We start from the raw sequence: 18,717 nt of genomic DNA, 5'->3' as shown, positions 1-18,717 counted from the left end.
TGTGTTGGAAGGAGAAAAAGGGATGGATCGGGGTTTGCAGGCGAGTTTCATTACCAGGCTTGCTAATAAAACTTGCCTACTCTAGCTTATGTTAATAAATGTAACAGAATTGGAAGTTATTTGCAACATTTGTTTACATTTTTGGGTTGTTGGGTGTTGGTTGTTGGTTGTTGGTTGTTGGTTGTTAGTGGTTGATGGCTAATAAGCCCAATTACCCATTACCAATTACCCATTACCAATTACCCATTACCAATTACCCATTACCTACCAACTACTAACCTCTTAAAAGAATATATGCCCCCCAAACCTCTGCTGCCACTGCCAAGACAATAGACCAAATAGGGTGAGGACTATTAACGATTTTTCCGCTTTGAGTTTGTAGGGTTTGAACGTCAATCCAAGGTGTTGCTCCTCGTCGGAACCAGCCAGTGACGATAATCTGACGACCGATCAAATCCTCAGGATTGACATGCTGTCCCAGCCAAGAAATGTGATGTAGTTTCACTAAACCTGTGCTAGATTGCAAGACTAAATCTTGTGCCAAACAGTTGTTAGTACCCTGACGGCCTAATAACTTACCAACCAGACGTACACTGATGTTATCAATAGGAAGAACAGCTGGGTTAGTTAGCAGATCAGGCAGTTGGTCATCTGTTTGGACAGTGGCAGGCTTAATGTTAGGAAAGAAAGAATTTATGCGTAACAATATGCCGATACTAAAGCCAATTAGCATACAGCCCTTGATAAAATTCCAGTTGTCATAAATCCATTTCAAATTTAAAAGTTTAAGTGCAAACAGAGTTTGCCAAGTTAACCAGATCAGACCCCCAAAGGCAATACCCAAGGGAATCCCCAGCCAAGGGGCAATTTGTAATAAAAAAGACTGACGTTTAATTGTTAAAGGCTGTTGGCTTTCGAGATATAATTCTGGTTCTACGTGCCAAAGACGAGCAATTTTACATAGGCGTTTGACGCGATCGCCAATTAAAGGATGAGTATTATTAATTACAAACCACCAACGGTAAGGATTGAGACAATCCCACATTAAAAAAGATTCAAAGGTAGTGTGACCAGCAATACTGCCCAAACACAGACTTTGTTTATAGCCTACGGGTATAACTATATTTAAGCTTTCTAACTGCCAACTGGTATGTTCTTGTTTTTGGACATCACCAGCAATACCAATAGCGATTTTGAGTAAAGCACGGACAAGCCCATTGGGATTACCAGTCACTTCCGCCGCTACGCGATCGCAAAAGTATTGTCGCAGCTGGGACAACCATAAACCAGTTCCCGTCAGCAAGCACCACAAACCGTAAACCAGACTTGTTAGCACAGCAAAAATCCCACGCCACCAAGGTTGTGTTTTTGCATCTCCCCAGTGTCCCAATAACTGATATAGCTGGTAAATCGGAATTGTTAACAGTAGTAACAAAGACATAATTGCACAATTCCAGTGAGCAATATGTCCCAATTGACTAGCATAGATTGTGGCGATTTCATCATCTGTCAGTTGTTCCAATAAACCTTGACTGACTACAATTCTGGCTGTGCGAGGTAAATTCCCATAGCAGAAAGCAACTGGTGCTGTAATTGGTAGGAGAAATAGTTTTGGTGTCCGCCAGCCCTGTTGTTTGCAATAGCGTTGTAAAACCCTCACTGTCTCTTTACTATGCCGTTGCAAAAGGTCTTTTTCTAATTGTCGTTGACCGTAAAACTTTCTCAGTAATCGATCCAACAACCAAGGAGATAAACAAAACAGGACAAAAATCACAACCAGCAAGACAGGTGTAGGATCTCTATATAAAAGCTGGAGTGGTTCTAAAAAAGGCAGTTTCACAAAAGCATCGTTGATAAATCTCATTACCAACACCAGCAGCGTTTTGATTACCCAAAACAGCGCTATACACGTTCCAACTTCGAGTAAGCATAATAGCTTTAAACCCCGCTTTGACAAGGGTTGCCACACTTTCGCGCGTTTAGCCTGTCGCCAGTAAATTGTGGGTGGTTTGACTTTTTCTTGGTTAACAGCGGTGGGGGAATTGGGCGGTGGAGGAAATGGTAAAGATGAGGTTTTTGGTACAGGAGTACGAGGTGTGGAAGATGCTGAAGCCAGCCAACCGCGTGTCTGATTTCCCCGAGGTGTAGGTACTCGCAGGCTACGGACTGGTGTCTGGGAAGGAGGTGTTTGTTCATTTTCATCTTCATCTTCCCCACTCACCGATTTTTGAGACTCCACCTGGGATTTTGCTGCTGCATTTTCCCAGGGGACAAACCCAGTGGCATCAGTTGTAGAGGTATCCTCAGTTTGATAACGTTTTTTGATTTGTTGTAAAGAACGTTCTGCCCATTCTTTAACTTGCTGACGTTCGTTTTGAACTAAAGTCTCGCATAATGCGATCGCTGCTGCAACTTCACCAATACGCGCATAAACTACAACCAAGCCGATTTCAGCTTGGATAACTGCCGTGCGATCGCTTTGGCTACCTGCAATGGCTTCTAGTATAGCTTTGGCTGTTTGGTAATCTCCTTGCTTCAGGGCGGTTAAACCAGCCTTCAAAGATGGTTCAGGATGTGAAGGCATAGTCTGCACTCCAATAACTATATTGTTAGTGGTAACAGGTAATAGGTAATTGGTAATTGGTAAAAACTATTACCTATTACCCATTACCAGTTACCCATTCACTACTGGTTGTTGACTAGAAAACACCGGGGCGATCGCGCTTAATTTCAAATCCGGGTGATCTTCTTGTAATTGTTGGCAATTCCACTCATTACGAAATAGTAAAACTGGGCGACCCATACTGTCTTTAACTGTGGTTGTATTGAACAAGCGTCCGATCTTGCTTAATGCTTCCCAACCACCTTCTACCCAACGGGCAACGCTGTAGGGTAATAAATCCAGGATGGTTTCTACTCCATATTCATTCATTAAACGGAATTGCACCACCTCAAATTGCAACTGACCTACCGCAGCTAAAATCGGATCGCGTTTGGCTTCATCCACGGAGTACATAATTTGTACAGCCCCTTCTTCGCGCAACTCCGAAACGCCTTTTTGGAACTGCTTAAATTTGGATGGGTTGGGGTTGCGCAGAGTGGCAAACAACTCTGGAGAGAAATAAGGAATGCCCTCATACTCTAACTTTTGCCCAGTGTAAATTGTATCCCCGATTGCAAAAACACCAGGATTATTCAAACCGATCACATCACCTGGATAGGCGATATCGATAGACTCTCTCTCCTGGGCAAAGAGTTTTTGCGGACGAGATAAACGGACGGCTTTGCCTGTGCGGGCGTGATTGACCGTCATATCTTTTTCAAACTTGCCTGTACACACACGCACAAATGCGACGCGATCGCGATGTTTGGGGTCCATATTGGCTTGGAGTTTGAACACAAACCCAGAAAATTCTGGGTAGTCGGGGTAAACTTCACCCAAACTACTCTGATGTGGGCCTGGTTTGAGGGCGTATTCTAGAAAATACTTGAGGAATAATTCCACCCCAAAGTTAGTCATGGCACTACCAAAGAAAACAGGCGTCATTTTGCCTTGGTGTACCAAATCTAAATCTAGGTCTGGTCCTACGCCTTCTAACAGTTCTAAGTCGTTTTTTAGCTGATAGTAAAGATCTTGTTCTAAAAGTTCTTCAATTTCGGCATTACCCAAATCAACCACTGTATCTACCGCTTCTTTACTACCGTGGGCGCTGCGTTCAAACAGGTGAATTTGCTGTTTTTGGCGATCAAAGACACCTTTAAAGCGATCGCCCATACCAATGGGCCAGTTGACTGCATAGGTCTGCAATCCCAGTTCTTGCTCAATTTCATCTAGCAGTTCGAGGGGTTCCCGTCCGGGACGGTCAAGCTTGTTCACAAAAGTGAAAATGGGAATACCCCGCATTTTACAGACTTCAAACAGTTTGCGTGTCTGGGGTTCCAGACCCTTAGCAGCATCAATCAGCATCACTGCATTATCTGCTGCTGCCAGAGTCCGGTAAGTATCTTCACTGAAATCCTGGTGTCCAGGGGTATCCAGTAAATTTATGTGGTAATTCTGATAGGTAAATTGCAACACAGTCGAAGTAATCGAAATACCCCGTTGTTGTTCCATCGCCATCCAGTCAGAAGTCGCCTTGCGCTGGGCCCGTCGTGCTTTGACTGCACCAGCTTCGTGAATAGCACCTCCGTATAACAGTAGTTTTTCTGTCAGCGTAGTTTTACCAGCATCAGGGTGAGAAATAATCGCAAAATTGCGACGAAGTTCAACTGCATTCTGAAGTTCTAACTCAAGGTCAGTTGACATAACTGTATCTACTTGTAAATTATTAAATTTAACTTAACTTTTTCCAACTTTAGCGAGTCTTTTCATCTTAGAACAACAATGCTCATGATAGGGTCTTTATGTAAGAAAGGCAGAAGACAAAAGGCAGAAAGATAAATATCAAGATTCATGCTTCATGCTTCACACTGCACTAGAGTCAAAGGAACAGAGAAATGTACGACATGGAGAAGCGCAAGCTTTTATCAGCAATTTCTCATGCAGCTATCTTTTTGAGTTCGACATTAGTCTCAATTGGTATACCAATTTTTATCCTCTTTGCAACTAACGATCCTGTTGTGAAAGAAAATGCTAAAGAAGCCATTAATTTTCACTTAAATGTCTGGCTTTATGGGGCTATTATTGGTATGTTGATTTGGCTAACTTTTGGCTTGCTCATACCTCTGGCTGGTCTATGGTTTTTAGTTCACTGGGGATTAACAATTTGGGCACTTTTTCATGTTTTAAGTGATACTGAAAAACCTTTTCGTTATCCCTTCATTTTCCGCATTTTTTAGCAGAAAAATAGATTTTTATCCGGTTGCATCGCAGTCACCAATGAATATCCAAAATAAACAGGTGGCTTGCCAATACCTGGTCATCACTGACCGAGAATGGGTTATAGGCTGTGTTTTGATGACCAAAAACTCCTTGAAGTTACAAGCTTGCAAATCCTATAAGTGGGAGCAATCCCAAATCTAAAATCCAAAATTGTCTGACCAATTACCGTTGCGCCTCACACACATATCACCACCAATTTTTCATCAAGTTCATCGATCATGTATTCATGCAAGCTTTCGTATACTTTCTTGTCTTTTTGAGAAGATAAATGACAAGCAAGTTGTAAAATACAAAATTGCCCCACAACCTCATCGGCAGTAGGGCAGAGGACAGTTAAGCGCTGTTTGTAGTGTGTCCTTCTGAAACGGGATTTAGCCCTAAGTTTGTGACGCTTTGTTTTTTGTCCATTTGTATTTTTTCTTCATAAAAATTTATGTTTCCCATTCATCGACCCCGCCGTCTGCGTACTCATCCCCAACTCCGCCGGATGGTACGTGAAACTGTTCTCACCACCAGCGACTTGATTTACCCTCTATTTGCTGTACCCGGAGAAGCGATCGCCAACGAAGTTAAATCCATGCCTGGCGTCTATCAGCTTTCGATAGATAAAATTGTGGAAGAGGCAAAAGAAGTTTACGACTTAGGAATCCCCGCCATCATTCTGTTTGGTATTCCAGCCGAGAAAGATGTCGATGCTACAGGCGCATGGCATGATTGCGGTATTGTCCAGAAAGCTGCAACGGCAGTGAAGGAAGCAGTTCCAGATTTGATTATCATTGCTGACACTTGTTTGTGTGAGTATACCAGTCATGGTCACTGCGGCTATTTGCAAGTTGGTGACTTGACAGGACGGGTTTTAAATGACCCCACCCTGGAACTACTCAAGAAAACCGCCGTTTCCCAAGCAAAAGCAGGCGCTGATATTATTGCACCTTCAGGGATGATGGATGGATTTGTGCAAGCAATTCGCGCTGGTTTGGATGAAGCAGGTTTCCAAGACACACCAATTTTATCCTATGCTGCCAAGTATGCTTCAGCTTACTACGGACCATTCCGGGATGCCGCTGATTCAGCACCCCAGTTTGGCGATCGCCGCACCTATCAAATGGACCCCGGAAACTCCCGCGAAGCCATCAAAGAAATAGAATTGGATATTGCTGAGGGCGCTGACATGCTAATGGTGAAGCCAGCTTTGGCTTACATGGATATTATTTGGCGTGTGAAACAAGCTAGCAATTTACCTGTTGCTGCTTACAACGTCTCCGGTGAATATTCTATGGTCAAAGCCGCAGCCCTCAACGGCTGGATTGACGAACAGCGCGTAGTCATGGAAACTTTAACTGGTTTCAAGCGGGCTGGTGCAGATCTAATTCTAACCTACCACGCTAAAGATGCAGCGCGTTGGCTGGGGTAGGCAGGGGTTTGTCCTCTAGGGCGACAAAATTTCATCTGGTTGATTGGCTTTTAATCTCACGCAGAGGCGCAAAGGTGCAGGGTGAATCTTATGTATCTTGGTGTCTGGGCGTGAGATTGAAGAAATGCTGGAGTCAGACTGAGGCGTATTTTAAGAGAGTATACTGAGTTGTGCGATCGCAATTTTTGAACACACACCCCGATCTGAATCAGGCGATCGCTCACCTCAAGTGTGAGATAATTATGCTTCCCCTTTCAGGAGTTTTGTAAACGCCACATGCTCTTGGGAGTTGCCGACTACCAGTAGGCGATCGCCTGATGCAAGGGTGAATTCACCAGTGGGATAGCGGTAAAGTTGTTTGTTGCGTTCAACTGCCATCACAGTAGCTCCAGTTAAACGGCGCGCGTTGGTTTGAGCCAGGGTCAGCCCCACTAAAGGAGAATCTGAATGTAGGACATACCAGTGATTTTGTAGCCCTTCGATCGCCACCTCCAGATCAGCTGCACCCCAGTACTCTGATCGTTCTGGCAAAATGTCCCGATACCGTCCACGGCGATAACGGTTCACAACCTGCTGCACTGCATAGGTAGAATCGCCCAACTTCAAAAGCATATGTGCGCCCATTTCCAGAGAAGCTTCAAATTCTGGTTGCACCACCTCTTGAGCGCCCAACTGGTAAAGCGAATCAATTTCTTCATTCACGTGGGCACGGACGGTAATATCTAAATCTGGTGCTAGACTTAAAGCACGCTTTAAAGTCAGTCGAGTTGCCATCGGATCTGGTAGAGCGATCGCCATTGCTTTGGCTTGAGTGAGATTGGCTTTTTCCAACACCAACGTACTGGAAGCATCACCAAAAAGATAGGGAATTCTTCGCTCCCGTAAGGTTTGGAGAGCCGCTTCATTATTATCAATCACTAAAATTTTATGCCCCTGAAAATATAGCATCCTCACGAGAGTTTGCCCCACCCGACCATACCCCACCACTACCACATGATTGGCAAGTTCTTGCTCAAATCCGACTAAGCGGGGAGAACTGTTCAACTGCAAAAATGGACTCAGCACCGAAAGCTGTTCTAACCACTGAAGCAGATACGGAGTTGCCTTCAGCATAAAAGGTGCGAGCAACAATGTGATAGCTGTTGTTCCTACAGTCAGTCCATAAAGTCTAGAAGAAAAAAGTCCTTTAGTTTGAGCAACACCTGCTAACACAAAGGAGAATTCCCCAATTTGGTTGATACCGATACCGACCGTAAGTGCCGTTTTTAAGGAATAGCCAAAACCCCTGACAATCAATGCAACGATCGCTGCTTTACCGAGCATAGTGACCGCTATTAACCCAATTAAGACCCAGCCATTTGCCAGCAGGAAACCAGGATCAATCAATATTCCAATTGAAACAAAAAACAGAGTCGCAAACACATCTCGCATTGGTAGAACGCGATCGAGGGCATGATCAGCATATTCCACATTGGAAATCATTAGCCCTGCCACAAATGCACCCATAGCAATACCCAAACCAATGGCGTAGGTAAAAAGGGCAATTCCCAAGCAAAGCACCAAAATTCCAAGTAGAAATAACTCCTGAGACCCACTTTGAGCAAGTAATCGGATCAGGAAGGGAATGACCCACCTGCCGGTTAGAATTGCCCCAAGTAAAAAAAGTAGTACCTTGAGTAGTGCAGTAAATAAGGCAATACCAATAATATTGGTCGGCTGGGTTAAAGCAGGTAGGACTGCCAACATCAGTCCTAAGCCCAGGTCTTGCACAATCAGAATCGCCAGCATAACCTGCCCATGAACGGTTTGGACTTCATTCCGTTCAATCAAACTTTTGAGTACGACTGCTGTTGAGGACAGGGAAAGAACTGCACCCAGAAAAATCGCCTTTGGAACAGTCTGAACCCAGCCTGTCAAATAGGCGAGTCCTCCTGCCAGTAGAATCGTGAGTATGATTTGCAGCGATCCACCACCAAGGGCAATAACCCTTAACCGCAATAAGTCTTTAAGAGAAAATTCAACACCCAAAGCAAACAACAATAAGGCTACCCCAACTTCGGATAGCACTTGAATATCCCCCTCAAGGGTAACCAGCTTTAACCCCGCAGGTCCGACAACTATACCTCCCAACAAATATCCAAGTAACACGGGCTGACGCAAACGACTTACTAGATACCCTCCGCTTACCGCAACCCCCAACACTGTTACCATTTCGACAATCAGTGTCAACTTGCCAGCCATTTATTCTTTTTCCTTCAATATTTTCTACAGGGTATCGTTTCTGAATCACGCCTAGCGAAGGTTAGACAATTTTGGATTTTGGATTTTGGATTTTGGATTGACCCCGATTGATCCCACAGATAAATCTGCTTTCTTGTACTCTGGGAGGAATTATCGATCATTGGCGATCGCTAATTATGATCGCTGTATAAGTTCGTAGTAAGGACTTTAGTTTTGAACCCCCAGGGTAGTTCATCGCATGAGTTTTGATCAGTTGTGAAAGTTTGTAGTTACGGCTTTAGCCCTTGAAATTGAGCGATTTATCGCTCATATAATTAATGCGATCAACCACTAAGTTTATTGTCTTAGCGTCAGTATTACTTCTATCAAGTTGGTTTGTTTGCTTGTCAGAAGGTACAGAGATTACCTATAAAATAATATAGTTAATAATATCGACACTAGTTGGCTTTTTTACGTCAATTGATTTAATAAATGCATTCATATAGTTATCAAAGGGAGCATTTAGGTATGGATATGCAAGTCCTGAGAGAACGCGCGGGGCTTAGCCGTGCAGAGGTTGCCTTCAGGCTTGCAATCAGTGAAACTAGCGTTCGCAACTGGGAAGCAGGGCGTACTGAACCCACAATGACGCCTAAAAAATACCTAGAAGCGTTGCGACTATTCAAATGCACACCAGAAGAATTAGCAGCAGCAAGCGAAAAATCTATCAACCAACGGCATAAACGCAAACCAGGAAGACCAAGGAGATTTCCCAACAATCAATTAAATCAGGTAACTCCTATGCCTGATGCGCCTGCTGCTGAAATACGGATATAGCTCAAGAGATCACAGATATCACTATCTCAAAATTTATGGGGAAATAATGAAATTAACTGATAAAATTTATACGCTCCATTCAAGGGCGTTGTAGACTTCTTTTGTCAGGCTGTCCCAGAATTAAATCAGTTATCAATGATCAGTAAACAGTTATCCAGCTTGTTCACTGATAACTGATAACTGTTAAAGCTGGTACACAAAACTTTGTGTTGAGCTAAGTGTCGGCAATAGACGTACAATATCGCTGTGGCAGCAGTTGACCATTTGCATCGCAATTTCTGTCTTACTCCAAGAGCATTAGTTTGAGAAATACCTGAAGTTATCCAAGATATTGATGTGTTTACACGTATTTAGAACAGCAGCATCGCTGACCGTATTTACAGTAGAAGCACGATAAGATTCTAGAACAATAAATGTACAAGAGGTCGAATGGCAGAAACACTACTCTTCAACGCCTTACGGGAAGCCATTGATGAAGAAATGGCGCGTGACTCCACAGTATTTGTACTTGGTGAAGACGTAGGACATTACGGTGGTTCCTACAAGGTGACAAAAGACTTGTATCAAAAATACGGAGAACTCCGAGTTTTAGATACCCCGATCGCCGAAAACAGCTTCACCGGTTTAGCAGTAGGATCAGCAATGACCGGGTTACGACCGATTATCGAAGGCATGAACATGGGTTTTTTGCTCCTTGCCTTTAACCAAATCGCCAACAATGCCGGTATGCTACGCTATACCTCCGGCGGTAACTTTAAAATTCCGATGGTAATTCGTGGCCCTGGGGGTGTAGGGCGTCAACTTGGTGCAGAACATTCCCAACGATTAGAAGCTTACTTTCAGGCTGTACCTGGCTTAAAAATAGTTGCTTGTTCCACACCTTACAACGCTAAGGGACTGCTGAAATCTGCTATTCGCGATGATAACCCAGTCCTATTCTTTGAACACGTCCTGCTTTACAACTTAAAAGAAAACCTGCCAGAAGAAGAATACCTGTTACCGCTAGATAAAGCAGAAATTGTGCGTCGTGGTCAAGATGTGACAATCCTCACTTATTCACGGATGCGTCATCATGTCACACAAGCTTTGAAAACATTGGAAAAAAAAGGTTATGACCCAGAAGTCATTGATTTAATCTCTCTTAAACCCCTGGATATGGAAACCATTGGGGCATCCATACGCAAAACCCATCGAGTGATTATAGTCGAAGAGTGTATGAGAACAGGAGGCATTGCCGCAGAATTAATAGCCTCAATAAACGAGCGCTTTTTTGATGAATTAGATGCACCTGTGCTGCGGCTTTCTTCCCAAGATATCCCTACACCTTACAATGGCATGTTGGAGAGATTGACAATTGTTCAACCAGAGCAAATTGTCGAAGCTGTAGAAAAAATGATGGCTTTGCGAGTTTAGAAACAACTTGTTGGTTGTTGGGAACAATCAACAACCAACATTTAAAAACTTAACTCTTCACTCATAATTGATCAAAGAGCGCTATTATAGCGTTTGTCGAAGCGAGTGATGGTATGCAAAGACAGCGATCGCTATTAGCCCTAATTTTAGTTATGGTAATTGCCGCTATTGCGGTAATTGCCACAATTCCTATACCCCTGGGACTGGACTTGCGGGGAGGTTCACAACTGACTATTCAGGTGAAGCCAACACCAGAAATTCCACGCATCACTGAACGAGAATTAGAAGCTGTCAAAAGTGTCGTGGAAGGTCGTGTCAATGGTCTTGGTGTCTCTGAACCTGTAATTCAAACAGTTGGAGAAGACAAGATTTTAGTGCAGTTACCTGGAGTCAATGATCCAGAGGAAGCAGAAAGAGTACTAGGTGGTACAGCACAGTTAGAGTTTCGCCAACAAAAACCAAACACAGAAACTCAGTTGTTTGCTTTACGAACTTCACAACAAGAACTTAAACAACAACAGCAACAATTAAAAAACTCTAACGATACCGCAGCGATCGCCAAAAATAGAGAAGCGCTGCAAAATAATAGCCAAGCGATCGCTGAATTATTTGAGAGTACCAATCCACCACTCACTGGTCAATACCTCAAGGACGCCCGTGGCGAACCAACCTCAGGTAATAATTGGGAAGTTGCCATTCGCTTTGATCAAAAAGGTGGTGAACTTTTTGCTCAGATCACCAAAAATCTCGCTGGTACAGGTCGCAGCATTGGCATTTTTCTGGACAATGAACTGATTAGTTCTCCCGTAGTCGGGCCGGAATTTGCAGCCACAGGTATTACTGGTGGTGGTGCTGTAATTACTGGTAACTTTACACCCCAACAAGCCAACGAATTAGGTGTACAACTCAAGGGTGGTTCTTTACCCGTACCAGTAGAAATTGGTGAGATTCGTACAGTAGGCGCAACTCTTGGTAAAGATAGTATTCAAAGCAGTATCTGGGCAGGTGTTGGTGGTCTGATCTTAGTTCTCATATTCATGGTGATTTACTACAGACTACCAGGAGTAATTGCGGACATAGCATTAGTAATTTACGCACTCTTGACTTGGGCTAGTTTTGCTTTGTTAGGCGTTACACTCACCCTACCAGGAATTGCAGGTTTCATCCTCAGTATTGGTATGGCAGTTGATGCCAACGTACTTATATTTGAGCGTACACGGGAAGAATTGCGAGCAGGCAAAACTTTATATCGTTCAGTAGAATCAGGTTTTTATCGCGCCTTTTCTAGTATTTTAGACAGTAACGTCACGACCTGGATTGCATGTGCTGCCTTATTTTGGTTGGGATCTGGTTTAGTTAAAGGGTTTGCCCTCACCCTGGCTTTAGGTGTAGCGGTAAGTATGTTCACAGCCATTACCTGTAGTCGGACATTCATGTTCTTGGCAATTTCTATTCCTTCCTTAAAGAAACCTGAATTATATTGTCCCAACTTGTCAGCCTCAAACAAGACGGAGGTGGCGCGATGAAACTGAGTATTAACAAATCGCGATCGCTATGGTGGGGTATTTCCTCCATCATTATCCTTGCTGGTATCATCTCAATGGTGATCTCCTGGCAACAAATAGGCGCACCCCTCCGTCCCAGCTTGGATTTTGTTGGTGGTACACGCTTGCAGTTTGAACGGGATTGTAGCAACCCAGATAACTGTAATCAAGCCATTGATATCAACGAAGTTCGAGAAGTAGCCAACGCCCAAGGACTTGGTGACAGCAGTATCCAGATTATCGCTGATAAGGATACAGGCAAAGACAACGGTGTATTAATCCGCACAAAAACCCTGGATGTAGAGCAGCGTACCAAGTTACAAAATGCCCTTAGTGAAAAAATTGGCACATTTGACCCGCAAAAAACCCAGATAGATACTGTTGGTCCAACAATTGGAAAAGAATTGTTGAGGAGTGGCCTCATCGCGCTCGTAGTCTCTTTTATTGGTATTATTGTTTACTTAACTTTCCGCTTTCAGTTAGACTTCGCTGTCTTCGCGATTATTGCTCTATTCCACGACGTTTTAGTGACAGTAGGGATTTTCTCGATTCTTGGCTTGGTGGCAGGTATAGAGGTAGACAGTCTATTCATTGTTGCCTTGTTGACAATTACAGGTTTCTCTGTGAATGACACCGTGGTAATTTATGACCGGATTCGGGAGACACTGAAAATCAATCCTAATCATCCGATCGCTGAGATTGTTGATGATGCAGTCAACCAAACTCTCACACGTTCCATCAATACAACGTTAACAACCTTGCTAACATTATTTGCGATCTTCCTATTTGGTGGAGCAACCCTAAAGAACTTTTCCCTCGCCTTGATTATTGGTTTTACGATGGGTGCTTATTCCAGTATTTTCATCGCCAGTACTCTCTTAGCTTTATGGCGAGAACGCAAAGCCCAACCTGTTGTTTCCTCTACTTCAGAATCTATAAATAGTTAGTTGTTGGTTGTTGGTTGGTTGTTAGTGGTTAGTGGTTAGTAGTTCTTTGGTTGTTGTTTGTTGGTGGTTAGTAGTTAGTAACTATTCCCCACACTCCCCCACTCCTCCCTCGCCTATGGATGAACCGGAAACTTTATATCCCAGTGAAAACCCTGATAATAATTTGACAAAACAGGTACAAAAGCTACATCATCTCACAGTATGTGGGAGATGGCTGTTTGTTGGTTTTCTGTGGCTGACTATTGCACCTTGGTGCTTGTGGAGTCTACGTGAAGAGATCGCTTTGTGGAGACAATATTTTACTTGGGTAGCTGTCAGATATGGGCTTTATTTCCATCCATTTGCTACCCTTGGTTTAGCTTTTTGCATCGGCATGACGGTTGCTGTTTTGGTTTGGCAAAGTCGTAATATCCTATTTGGGCTACCGCAACAAGACAAGGAACGTCTTAAAAAACAGGTATTTCGCATACGCCAACAAGGGCCTAGTCATCCCCTGTGGAAGTGGATTTGTCAGTAAACCTTGAATTATTTATTACAAAACAGTTGCCATAGAACCATAAAGGCTGTATCTTTTCCACAGCGAAACTCAGCCAAGGTACTGCCTAAATTGGTGCGATGATGAATTCTTCTCAGATTCAATTAAGCGATCGCAAATCAAAAATAGACCTTTACCAACTCCAACAGCTATTAAATACTTCAGCTTTCTGGGCAAAAGGGCGGAGTATCGAAGATTTAGGAGTAGCCATTGCCAACAGTGACCCTGTGATTAGCATTTGGGATGGGCAACAACTAATCGGCTTTGCTAGGGCAACTTCCGACTGTATTTATCGTGCCACAATTTGGGACGTTGTGATTCATCCAAACTATCGTGGTAAAGGACTAGGTAGTAAATTAGTAGAAACAGTTGTGAGTCATCCTCGCCTACAAAGGGTAGAACGTGTCTACTTAATGACTACTAGCCAGCAGCAATTCTATGAAAAAATTGGCTTTCAAAAAAATTCCACCACTACAATGGTGCTTTACAATCAATCAAGTTTGAGTTCTGTGCCAACAGCAGAAATTCAGCTTCAGGAATCATGAATCAGTCAACACTCAAGGATTAGTAGTTAGTGGTTATTGGTTATTTCCCCACTCCATGCTTACGGGAAGCCTATGAGCACGTCTACACACCCCTCATACTCCACCCTTACCTTAAGCCGCGCAAAGCGCATCTACATACTCCTCATACTCTTCATCACCCCATCACCCCTACTTCCTAGGAATAGCCACTTGTAACCTAGTCATTTCTTCAGCTTGTTCTGTTGTTAAAGGAGGAACAATTTCTAATTTACCTCCCATCACTTCTAGTAGAGTTTGATTCAGCAAGAACTTCATTCCTGGGTCAAAAGCAATATTATCTTCCTCAGGTTCAGCAAGTTTATTGGTAGATGAAATTAAATCTATTGGTTCAGACTGTAAAACAGTTTGTTTCGGCACATCCAGCCAAACATAAACAAATTTATCTTGAGAAGAGGCTTGGGTAGATATATAAATACCGCCTTCCTCCATCTGAGCGATCGCAGTTTCGATTAAATTGATTAATACTTGTTTGAACCAACGAGAATCTACTACCACTTTCAATTCTGATTCTGGCAGTAAAACTTTGAAGGGGAAATTGCGATTTTCTGCCAGCATATAAGTTAAATCATAAACTTCCTGCAACAAATCTTTGAGCGATCGCGGTTGCAAGTCTAGTTTATTTGTACCATGTTCTAATCTGGCAACAGTGAGAATTTCATCAATTAATTTCAGTAGCTTGAGTGTCCGGTCATGAGCTTGTTTGATAAACTCTCGTTCTTCTTCTGGGTTTTCACACAAATTTGCCAAAATTAGCTGTTGTAAACCAATTAAACCATTGATTGGCGATCGCAATACATGGGTAGTCCGTGCTAAATACCCAGCTTTAAACTGACTCATTTCGCGCGCCATTTCATACGCCAATTGCGTTTGTTTGATCTGTTGTTGGAGTTTCACTACATCCTGTTGTTCTGTTGGTAGCACTGGGGATGAACTAGATGGCTTATTTTTACGTGCCAATAATCCACTAAAACCCAATCCTAATAATAGTCCTGCTCCTAGATATGCCCAGTTACTCCAATCCATACATTTGGCAAATATAAACATTATCAGTGATCAGTTATCAGTTATCAGTAAACAAGCTTGATCACTGTTCACTGACAACTGATAACTGATTTAATTCAGCTTAACTCCTCCTTGCCGTAAAATCTGCCAATTCATCCCAGTCCATTTGGCAACAGTGGAGGGTATTCCATTTCCTGGTATTTTACTTTCGTATTCTGTGCTAGCTAATGCCAGAACTTCAGGAAACTGAGCTGTGATTTCTGCCATTGTCTGTAAAGGTGGTTGACCTGACAAATTAGCACTAGTGGTAGCAAGAGGCCCTGTTTGCGCTAATATCTTTTGAGCGATCGCACAATCAGGAACGCGGATACCAATTGTCGTTGGATCTATAGGATTCATCGCTATTGGTACTCGTGCAGAGGCTGGTAAAACTAAAGTCAGCGCCCCTGGCCAATATTCGTCAGCAACTTCTTGCCAAATTTGATACTCTTGTGTATTTCCTTGGACAAAAGGCCAAAGTTCCTCCGCACTAGCTGCCATTAAAATTAATGGTTTATCTTGAGTGCGTTGTTTAGCTTGAAAAATTAAGGCAGCCTGCTCTGGTAAACTTGCCAAAGCGGGAACGGTGTCTGTGGGAAAACTGATTAATTTGCCTGCCAGTGCACCAGCTACGAGGGTATCGAAGGAAACTTGTGCCATTTCAAAATTATGAATTATGAATTACGTAAGAATATAAGGTTTTTTGGCAATTGCCCTATTGATTTTGATTGACGTAGAGACCCCCAAGGGCGTCTATGATTTAAAAAACATGATTTTAATTCACATTAGGCGTGAATGATGAATATGAATTATGTTTATAGTTCATAATCTTTGGGCAAGGGCAAAGCGTTCTATACCAGCTAAATCAGTATAAATTTCAATATCGCAGTAGCTGCCTTGATTTTGTAACATCTCCTGCACAGCATCCGCCTGTCCTGCCATCATCTCTACAAGCCAGACTCCACCTGATTTTAAATAAGTCGGGGAAGTTTCGACCAAATAACGAATACAGTCTAAACCGTCGTCACCACCATCAAGTGCTAAATGTGGCTCATGGTTGACAACTTCTGGTTGTAAGATTGACAGGGTACTGCTAGGGATATAAGGCGGATTCGACACCATACCACTCAATCGTCCTTTGAAAGACTCCAGGGGTTCCCACCAATAGCCTTGATAAAATTTGATGCGATCGCTCAGCTTGGCATTTTGGGCATTAATTTGAGCGATCGCAACTGCTGCGCTTGAATAATCAACAGCATGAATTGTCGCCTCTGGTAAAGCATCTGCTAGCCCAATGGCGATTGCTCCACTACCAGTTCCTAAATCTGCCCAGTGTCCTTGTTGTAGACCCAGTTCGTTCTTACTCTTGGCAATTGCTGCTACTGCAATATCAATCAACAACTCTGTTTCTGGTCTGGGGATTAAAACCGCAGGAGAAACTGTGATTTTGAAGTTTCGCCAAGGTGTAACTCCTGCAATGTACTGCACTGGCAGGCGTTCCTTTAATCGTTTTTGCCAGAGTAGATCTAATTCTGCTAAAGGCAACTGTAACTGAATTTGTGCCCAGTCTTTAAACGATTCCAAGCGTAGCGCCAAACGATCTAATCCAGCTATTTCTTGTAATAGCCAGTCTACCTCGGTAGGTGATACATCAGCAGCGATCGCCGCAGCGATCGCCGCTTGACGCCATTGCCAGAGTTGCAAACCAGAAATTTCTTTGGGCTGTTGCTCCGCCATGATTATCAGTTAGCAGTTAGCAGTTATTAGCTAATTTCAATGACTCAAATCGTTGAAGAGTGAACAGTCTCAAATTTGTAAAAGGAATCCCACACATAAAATGTGTGGGGAGATATCAGTTTGTTGACATACCTCCTCGTCCCAAAGGAGCGAGGATTCCTTGACGCTTCACAGAAACTTGCTACTAGGTAGTCTTACAGTCTCTCCACGTCCGTTTAGAGTCTCCCAATGCCCTATGGCGACTACTAGGACGGGGTTTTAGACCCAAAATCTCGATAACTGATAAAGCTAGTTATTTTTTCGGTTGAGTGGGTGGTGTGACAGCATTATTGGGCTTGAGATTTGGTGTCGCAACTGTGTTAGGCGCATTAGTCCTTGGCTGCTTGCTGATATATTCTAAGCTTTCTGAAGAAGGTACTAAAGTAACTTGCTTCAACCACTCATCGTTTTTTTGCTGCAACGTTTGGATGACACCTTCAATATCAACTACCTGGATTTCCGCTTTGGGAATATCTTTCTTGACCTGGTTCAACAAACCTTGGGCGTCTTTTTGACTCAAAAACAAAGGCACAATTTCTTGATTATTAGACTTCCGTTTGACTGAAACATAGCCCTTATCTGCTGATTGAACAATAAACACGGGTACAATTAAACCTTTGACCTCTTGACCTTTTTGGCGTAGTAGTGTAATCGCTCCTTGAAGATCTTGCTGTCCGGGTTGAAGGGCAAACAAGACGCGGTCTGGTTTATTCCTATCTTCTCGGAGCTTTTGATAAACGACTCCCATTGGCACAGGTTTTACTTGCAGGGTTTTCACCATTTCTACAAGTTTCGGGTCTTTTTGTTTCCGCAGTTGCTCTAAAAAGTTCTGCGCTTCTTGTCCGTTCATAAATACATCTGCCACCGTAGTACTTTTTTGTCCATTTTGGGCAGGAGGCAGAGTACGAGTTAGGGGTACACCTTGAGGATTAGTGATGAGAAAAACAGGTACTTCATTCAGTTTTTCTGTTATTTGTTGGTCTGGTAATGCTAGTACTGGGGCATTTCCGCTAAAAACTGTTGCCAGCAGAGTACTCCCCACTAAACCTAATGTTGTACCCCAGCGAACCAATGATTTCATGACTTCTCCTAGCATCAATATTTTTTATCAAGTCAAACAAATTGTTATAGTCGCACAGAACCAACTAGTTTCTGTTATGGTACCTGTTCTACTAGTGGATTGTGCAGTGGTTTGTTCGTCAATTTCCCATAGAGATTGACAGCAAAGTAACGTAGATAGATGCCTGCTATATGTTGCTTTCAGACGGTGAAAACTCTCCCGCTTGTGAAGGCGACAAATGCCATTTTATTGCCTTTACTATGCCATAGTTGACGCCATATGCCAGTCATTCGTTCCATCTCCTCCATGACATGATTGCCTTAATCTACACATATCCTCCTATAAATTGAATTTGTCTTTTATACCTCAAAACTAAGCTGGCAGCAAAATTACAAAGTTTTATTTTTCCGCAATAATCGGTAATTAAAGTGCAAATATAATTACCAAAACTTTTATGAAAATAT

General features: G+C 43.0%; 15 protein-coding genes. 8 read left to right on the top strand and 7 right to left on the bottom strand.

Going from position 1 to position 18,717, the window contains the following annotated elements:
• Window positions 1–274: 274 nt before the first annotated feature.
• Both UYK_RS0112055 and prfC read right to left on the bottom strand, forming a co-directional pair.
• On the bottom strand, window positions 275–2,584 hold the full coding sequence (locus UYK_RS0112055; RefSeq protein ID WP_009459043.1) for a M48 family metalloprotease: 2,310 nt from the start codon (window positions 2,582–2,584) through the stop codon (window positions 275–277).
• A gap of 90 nt (window positions 2,585–2,674) precedes the next feature.
• Complete coding sequence (prfC, locus tag UYK_RS0112050) at window positions 2,675–4,306, bottom strand: peptide chain release factor 3 (RefSeq protein ID WP_009459044.1); 1,632 nt, start codon at window positions 4,304–4,306, stop codon at window positions 2,675–2,677.
• A gap of 191 nt (window positions 4,307–4,497) precedes the next feature.
• Here prfC and UYK_RS0112045 point away from each other — a divergent pair, with 191 nt between their 5' ends.
• Window positions 4,498–4,839, top strand: a complete 342-nt coding sequence (locus UYK_RS0112045; RefSeq protein WP_009459045.1) for a DUF4870 domain-containing protein — start codon at window positions 4,498–4,500, stop codon at window positions 4,837–4,839.
• 476 nt (window positions 4,840–5,315) lie between these two features.
• Entirely contained in the window at window positions 5,316–6,296 is a 981-nt protein-coding gene (gene hemB / locus UYK_RS0112040; protein WP_009459046.1) for a porphobilinogen synthase, read from the top strand.
• 240 nt (window positions 6,297–6,536) lie between these two features.
• On the opposite strand, the gene UYK_RS0112035 is transcribed toward hemB, so the two are convergent.
• A complete protein-coding gene (locus tag UYK_RS0112035) occupies window positions 6,537–8,537 on the bottom strand; it encodes a monovalent cation:proton antiporter family protein (protein ID WP_009459050.1) in 2,001 nt (666 codons plus the stop codon).
• 507 nt (window positions 8,538–9,044) lie between these two features.
• On the opposite strand from UYK_RS0112035, the gene UYK_RS0112030 reads away from it, so the two are divergent.
• The 6 genes from UYK_RS0112030 (at window position 9,045) to UYK_RS0112005 (ending at window position 14,337) form a co-directional block, all read left to right on the top strand.
• The gene (locus tag UYK_RS0112030; RefSeq protein WP_009459051.1) at window positions 9,045–9,353 is read left to right on the top strand and encodes a helix-turn-helix domain-containing protein; all 309 of its coding nucleotides are present in this window, start codon (window positions 9,045–9,047) and stop codon (window positions 9,351–9,353) included.
• Window positions 9,354–9,782: 429 nt separating this feature from the next.
• Window positions 9,783–10,766: an alpha-ketoacid dehydrogenase subunit beta gene (locus UYK_RS0112025; protein WP_009459052.1), complete on the top strand. Its 984-nt coding sequence runs from the start codon at window positions 9,783–9,785 to the stop codon at window positions 10,764–10,766.
• A gap of 113 nt (window positions 10,767–10,879) precedes the next feature.
• Complete coding sequence (secD, locus tag UYK_RS0112020) at window positions 10,880–12,292, top strand: protein translocase subunit SecD (protein ID WP_016871470.1); 1,413 nt, start codon at window positions 10,880–10,882, stop codon at window positions 12,290–12,292.
• Window positions 12,289–13,257, top strand: a complete 969-nt coding sequence (secF, locus tag UYK_RS0112015) for a protein translocase subunit SecF (RefSeq protein ID WP_009459061.1) — start codon at window positions 12,289–12,291, stop codon at window positions 13,255–13,257. Before secD ends, secF begins: the two co-directional genes overlap by 4 nt.
• A 115-nt stretch (window positions 13,258–13,372) precedes the next feature.
• Window positions 13,373–13,774, top strand: coding sequence for a hypothetical protein (locus tag UYK_RS0112010; RefSeq protein ID WP_009459063.1), 402 nt, complete (start codon window positions 13,373–13,375; stop codon window positions 13,772–13,774).
• A gap of 101 nt (window positions 13,775–13,875) precedes the next feature.
• Window positions 13,876–14,337 (top strand): GNAT family N-acetyltransferase, encoded by a 462-nt coding sequence (locus tag UYK_RS0112005; protein WP_016871469.1) that lies wholly within the window; start codon window positions 13,876–13,878, stop codon window positions 14,335–14,337.
• Between the two features lie 168 nt (window positions 14,338–14,505).
• Here the strand turns inward: UYK_RS0112005 and UYK_RS0112000 are convergent, their stop codons facing one another.
• The 4 genes from UYK_RS0112000 to UYK_RS0111985 form a co-directional block, all read right to left on the bottom strand.
• Window positions 14,506–15,399, bottom strand: coding sequence for a sensor histidine kinase (locus tag UYK_RS0112000; protein ID WP_016871468.1), 894 nt, complete (start codon window positions 15,397–15,399; stop codon window positions 14,506–14,508).
• A 90-nt stretch (window positions 15,400–15,489) separates the two neighbouring features.
• A complete protein-coding gene (locus UYK_RS0111995) occupies window positions 15,490–16,077 on the bottom strand; it encodes an L-threonylcarbamoyladenylate synthase (protein ID WP_009459070.1) in 588 nt (195 codons plus the stop codon).
• A gap of 162 nt (window positions 16,078–16,239) precedes the next feature.
• Window positions 16,240–17,154, bottom strand: coding sequence for a peptide chain release factor N(5)-glutamine methyltransferase (gene prmC / locus UYK_RS0111990; protein WP_009459071.1), 915 nt, complete (start codon window positions 17,152–17,154; stop codon window positions 16,240–16,242).
• 292 nt (window positions 17,155–17,446) lie between these two features.
• Window positions 17,447–18,274 (bottom strand): Tic22 family protein, encoded by an 828-nt coding sequence (locus UYK_RS0111985; RefSeq protein WP_009459072.1) that lies wholly within the window; start codon window positions 18,272–18,274, stop codon window positions 17,447–17,449.
• Between the last annotated feature and the right edge of the window lie 443 nt (window positions 18,275–18,717).

Source organism: Fischerella thermalis PCC 7521 (genome assembly GCF_000317225.1).
GTDB lineage: Bacteria > Cyanobacteriota > Cyanobacteriia > Cyanobacteriales > Nostocaceae > Fischerella > Fischerella thermalis.
This window is presented reverse-complemented; position numbering and strand designations above follow the sequence as displayed.

Excerpts from the sequence above, each read along its gene's own strand:
- UYK_RS0112055 (WP_009459043.1), bottom strand. The coding sequence starts at position 2,584 with ATGCCTTCACATCCTGAACCATCTTTGAAGGCTGGTTTAACCGCCCTG.
- prfC (WP_009459044.1), bottom strand. The coding sequence starts at position 4,306 with ATGTCAACTGACCTTGAGTTAGAACTTCAGAATGCAGTTGAACTTCGT.
- UYK_RS0112045 (WP_009459045.1), top strand. The coding sequence starts at position 4,498 with ATGTACGACATGGAGAAGCGCAAGCTTTTATCAGCAATTTCTCATGCA.
- hemB (WP_009459046.1), top strand. The coding sequence starts at position 5,316 with ATGTTTCCCATTCATCGACCCCGCCGTCTGCGTACTCATCCCCAACTC.
- UYK_RS0112035 (WP_009459050.1), bottom strand. The coding sequence starts at position 8,537 with ATGGCTGGCAAGTTGACACTGATTGTCGAAATGGTAACAGTGTTGGGG.
- UYK_RS0112030 (WP_009459051.1), top strand. The coding sequence starts at position 9,045 with ATGGATATGCAAGTCCTGAGAGAACGCGCGGGGCTTAGCCGTGCAGAG.
- UYK_RS0112025 (WP_009459052.1), top strand. The coding sequence starts at position 9,783 with ATGGCAGAAACACTACTCTTCAACGCCTTACGGGAAGCCATTGATGAA.
- secD (WP_016871470.1), top strand. The coding sequence starts at position 10,880 with ATGCAAAGACAGCGATCGCTATTAGCCCTAATTTTAGTTATGGTAATT.
- secF (WP_009459061.1), top strand. The coding sequence starts at position 12,289 with ATGAAACTGAGTATTAACAAATCGCGATCGCTATGGTGGGGTATTTCC.
- UYK_RS0112010 (WP_009459063.1), top strand. The coding sequence starts at position 13,373 with ATGGATGAACCGGAAACTTTATATCCCAGTGAAAACCCTGATAATAAT.
- UYK_RS0112005 (WP_016871469.1), top strand. The coding sequence starts at position 13,876 with ATGAATTCTTCTCAGATTCAATTAAGCGATCGCAAATCAAAAATAGAC.
- UYK_RS0112000 (WP_016871468.1), bottom strand. The coding sequence starts at position 15,399 with ATGGATTGGAGTAACTGGGCATATCTAGGAGCAGGACTATTATTAGGA.
- UYK_RS0111995 (WP_009459070.1), bottom strand. The coding sequence starts at position 16,077 with ATGGCACAAGTTTCCTTCGATACCCTCGTAGCTGGTGCACTGGCAGGC.
- prmC (WP_009459071.1), bottom strand. The coding sequence starts at position 17,154 with ATGGCGGAGCAACAGCCCAAAGAAATTTCTGGTTTGCAACTCTGGCAA.
- UYK_RS0111985 (WP_009459072.1), bottom strand. The coding sequence starts at position 18,274 with ATGAAATCATTGGTTCGCTGGGGTACAACATTAGGTTTAGTGGGGAGT.